This is a genomic window from Streptomyces sp. NPDC059897 (genome assembly GCF_042730865.1).
Taxonomy (GTDB): domain Bacteria; phylum Actinomycetota; class Actinomycetes; order Streptomycetales; family Streptomycetaceae; genus Streptomyces.
Genome location: NZ_JBHWKQ010000047.1, coordinates 53,346 through 57,744 on the forward strand (window position 1 = coordinate 53,346; position 4,399 = coordinate 57,744).

The following is a 4,399-nucleotide window of genomic DNA, read 5'->3' on the forward strand; positions in this document are numbered from 1 at the left end:
CGCATGCGTCGCCTTCGTAGAAGCGCCCTTCCCATGCGTCGCCTTCGTGGTCGCGGCCTTCGTAGACGCGGCCTCCTCCGGTTCCGCCTTCGCAGACGTCGCCGCAGCCTTCGTAGACGTAGCCGTCGCCTTCGCGCTCGTCTGTTTGCGGGATGTCGTCGCGTGCGACGCGGCGGCCGTCTTCTTCTTGCCGGTAGGTGTCTCCTTCGGCTCCGGCGTCGCGGACGCCTTCGCTCCGGCCGCACCCTTCCCGGAACCGCCGGAGGCTGCCGCGCCCGTGGTTCTCCCGGACTCCGACTGCTGATCGGCGGTCTTCTTCGCCACCATGGTCGCGGCCCCTTCACAATTTGTGATCTTGCTCGCGAATCGTGCTGGGACGATAAATCGACTCAGGGCCCACGGCAACGGGACGAACACCCACCGCGGGGCAGCTTGCAAGCGTTGTGCCCAGCTCCCCGCCCGGTAATCCGCCGCTTCCCGGACCGCACCCGCCGGCGCGCACCGTGTCGCCATTCGGGTCACTCCCCCGCCCCGGCCGACCACGGACCGGTGCCGCCTCATCTGCCCGCTCCGCCGCCCCTTCCCGGGCATAGAATGGGCCAAAAGGACAGAAGGTGCATCATCATGCGCAAAGTAGCCGACTGCCGGGACATGCCCAGCGAGATGAACTGCACGCTCACCATCTCCGGCGAGGAGGAAGAGGTCGTACGCGCGGCCTCCGAGCACGCCGCCTCCGTGCACGGCCACGCCGACGGCCCTGAACTGCGGGAGATGGTCCGCTCCGGCCTCAAGGACGAGATCCCGCAGCACGCCTGACCCCACCCAGCCCCGACCCCTCGCAAAACCGGTCGGCCGCCCCGCCCCGGGCGCCGTACACTGGGCGGAGCGAAAAGCGTGGATGGGGCCGAGTAGCGGCGTACGCAGCCAAGAGCGAACCGGGGACGGTGGAAGCCCGGCGGCGAGCGCGACGCGAAGATCACCCCGGAGCCGCCGGAAGAACGCCGCAGCGCACAGCCAGCGGCCAGTAGACCCGGCATCGCGACCCCAATGAGGGGGCTCACCGGAGCGCACCACGCCCCGGCGGGCCAAGGAGGGTGGTACCGCGGGAGCGCGCCGCACACGGCGCAGCAGCCTCTCGTCCCTCCGACGGAAGAAGGCAGATCCGCCGGAGGAAGACTGATGACGCAGTACCGCCAGGTGCCCGCCCAGGTCGACCTGCCCGCCCTTGAGCACGCGGTGCTCGACTTCTGGGACGAGCAGAAGATCTTCGCCAAGACCCTGGAGCAGTCCGAGGGGCGCCCCGAGTGGGTGTTCTACGAGGGCCCGCCCACGGCCAACGGCATGCCGGGCGCCCACCACATCGAGGCCCGCGTCTTCAAGGACGTGTTCCCCCGCTTCCGCACGATGCGCGGCTACCACGTGGCCCGCAAGGCGGGCTGGGACTGCCACGGCCTCCCGGTGGAGCTGGCGGTCGAGAAGGAGCTCGGCTTCAGCGGCAAGAAGGACATCGAGGCGTACGGCATCGCCGAGTTCAACGCCAAGTGCCGCGAGTCCGTGACCCGGCACACCGACGCCTTCTCCGACCTGACGACCCGCATGGGTTACTGGGTCGACCTCGACGACGCGTACCGGACGATGAACCCGGAGTACGTGGACTCGGTCTGGTGGTCGCTGAAGGAGATCTTCAACAAGGGCCTCCTGGTCCAGGACCACCGCGTCGCCCCCTGGTGCCCGCGCTGCGGCACCGGCCTCTCCGACCACGAGCTGGCGCAGGGCTACGAGACGGTCGTCGACCCCTCGGTCTATGTCCGTTTCCCCCTCACCTCCGGTCCGCTGGCGGGCCAGGCCTCGCTGCTGATCTGGACGACGACCCCCTGGACCCTGGTGTCCAACACGGCGGTCGCCGCACACCCCGACGTGACGTACGTCGTCGCCACGAACGGCGAGGAGAAGCTCGTCGTCGCCGAGCCGCTCGTCGAGAAGGCGCTCGGCGAGGGCTGGGAGACGACCGGCGAGTCCTTCACCGGCGCCGAGATGGAGCGTTGGAAGTACCAACGTCCGTTCGAGCTGGTGGAGTTCCCGGCCGAGGCGCACTACGTCGTCAACGCCGACTACGTGACGACCGAGGACGGTACGGGTCTGGTCCACCAGTCCCCCGCGTTCGGTGAGGACGACCTCAAGGTCTGCCGCGCGTACGGACTGCCGGTCGTGAACCCGGTGCTGCCCGACGGCACGTTCGGCCCCGAGGTCCCGATGGTCGGCGGCGTCTTCTTCAAGAAGGCCGACGAACAGCTGACCGAGGACCTGCAGAACCACGGACTGCTCTTCAAGCACATCCCGTACGAGCACAGCTACCCGCACTGCTGGCGCTGCCACACGGCGCTGCTCTACTACGCGCAGCCGTCCTGGTACATCCGCACCACGGCGATCAAGGACCGGCTCCTCCAGGAGAACGAGAAGACCAACTGGTTCCCGGAGACCGTGAAGAACGGCCGCTTCGGCGACTGGCTGCAGAACAACATCGACTGGGCGCTGTCCCGCAACCGCTACTGGGGCACCCCGCTGCCGATCTGGCGCTGCGAGGAGAACCACCTCACGTGCGTCGGCTCGCGCGCGGAGCTGACCGAGCTGACCGGCTCGGACCAGGGTTCCCTCGACCCGCACCGCCCGTTCATCGACGACGTCACGTTCACCTGCACCCACGAGGGCTGCTCCCTCGAAGCGGTGCGCGTGCCCGAGGTCATCGACGCCTGGTACGACTCGGGCTCGATGCCGTTCGCGCAGTGGGGCTACCCGTACAAGAACAAGGAACTGTTCGAGTCCCGCTACCCGGCGCAGTTCATCTCCGAGGCCATCGACCAGACGCGCGGCTGGTTCTACACGCTGATGGCGATCGGCACCCTGGTCTTCGACAAGTCGTCCTACGAGAACGTGGTGTGCCTCGGCCACATCCTCGCCGAGGACGGCCGCAAGATGTCCAAGCACCTGGGCAACACGCTGGACCCGATCCCGCTCATGGACCGGCACGGCGCGGACGCGGTGCGCTGGTTCATGGCGGCCGGCGGCTCCCCGTGGGCGGCCCGCCGCGTCGGCCACGGCACGATCCAGGAGGTCGTCCGCAAGACGCTCCTCACGTACTGGAACACGGTCGCCTTCCAGGCCCTGTACGCCCGTACGTCCGAGTGGGCGCCGAGCGAGGCGGACCCGGCCCCGGCCGAGCGCACCGTCCTCGACCGCTGGCTGCTGTCCGAGCTGCACCTGCTCACGGACGAGGTCACCAAGGCCCTTGAGGCCTACGACACCCAGCGCGCGGGCAAGCTGCTCTCGGCGTTCGTCGACGACCTCTCCAACTGGTACGTGCGTCGCTCGCGGCGCCGCTTCTGGCAGGGCGACAAGGCCGCGCTGCGCACCCTGCACGACGTGGTGGTGACGATCACTCAGCTGATGGCGCCGCTCACGCCGTTCATCGCGGAGCGCGTGTGGCAGGACCTGGTCGTGCCGGTCACCCCGGGCGCCCCGGAGTCGGTGCACCTGTCGTCGTGGCCGGAGGCCGACACGTCGGCGATCGACCCGACCTTGTCCACGCAGATGGCGCTGGTCCGCCGGCTCGTCGAGCTCGGCCGCGCCACGCGCGCGGAGTCGGGCGTCAAGACCCGCCAGCCGCTCTCCCGCGCGCTGGTCGCGGCGACGGGCTTCGCGGACCTCTCCCCCGAGCTCCGGGACCAGATCACGGAGGAGCTGAACGTCTCGTCCCTGGCCTCGCTCTCGGACGTCGGCGGCAGCCTGGTGGACACCACCGCCAAGGCGAACTTCCGGGCGCTCGGCAAGCGGTTCGGCAAGCGCGTCCAGGACGTGGCGAAGGCGGTCGCGAACGCGGACGCCGCGGCGCTCTCCCTGGCCCTGCGCGAGGGCACCGCCTCGGTGGAGGTCGACGGCGAGAAGATCGACCTCGCGCCCGATGAGGTCATCATCACGGAGACCCCGCGCGAGGGCTGGTCGGTCGCGTCCGACTCCGGCGCGACGGTCGCCCTCGACCTGGAGCTCACGGAGGAGCTGCGGCAGGCGGGCCTGGCCCGTGACGCGATCCGCCTGATCCAGGAGGCCCGCAAGAACAGCGGCCTGGACGTGGCGGACCGGATCGCCCTGCGCTGGACCTCCACGGACCCGGCGGTGATCTCGGCCCTGTCCGAGCACACGGAGCTGATCTCCGACGAGGTCCTGGCGACGGAGTTCGCCCAGGGCGAGCCGGACGACTCGTACGGCTCCCCGTTCACGGACGAGGGCCTGAGCCTGACCTTCGCCCTCCGCAAGGTGTAGCCGACGCCCCGCCGCCTTGCCCGCCCGGCCGGGTGGGCAAGGCGGCACCCGAAGGGGCGGGTGGCCCGAAACGGTTGTGTCT

The 4,399-nt window shown here is 69.9% G+C and carries 3 protein-coding genes; all 3 read left to right on the top strand.

Annotation, left to right across the window (positions count from 1 at the left end; translation table 11 throughout):
• The coding region (locus ACFV9W_RS33685; RefSeq protein ID WP_385768842.1) for a hypothetical protein at positions 1-304 on the top strand (304 nt) is incomplete at its 5' end.
• Between the two features lie 320 nt (positions 305-624).
• Positions 625-816 (top strand): DUF1059 domain-containing protein, encoded by a 192-nt coding sequence (locus ACFV9W_RS33690; RefSeq protein WP_385768844.1) that lies wholly within the window; start codon positions 625-627, stop codon positions 814-816.
• 363 nt (positions 817-1,179) lie between these two features.
• Positions 1,180-4,317, top strand: coding sequence for an isoleucine--tRNA ligase (ileS, locus tag ACFV9W_RS33695; RefSeq protein WP_385768846.1), 3,138 nt, complete (start codon positions 1,180-1,182; stop codon positions 4,315-4,317).
• The last annotated feature ends 82 nt before the right edge of the window (positions 4,318-4,399 follow it).

Bases quoted from the DNA above. Each gene is read 5' to 3' on its own strand.
- ACFV9W_RS33690 (WP_385768844.1), top strand. From the start codon at position 625: ATGCGCAAAGTAGCCGACTGCCGGGACATGCCCAGCGAGATGAACTGC.
- ileS (WP_385768846.1), top strand. From the start codon at position 1,180: ATGACGCAGTACCGCCAGGTGCCCGCCCAGGTCGACCTGCCCGCCCTT.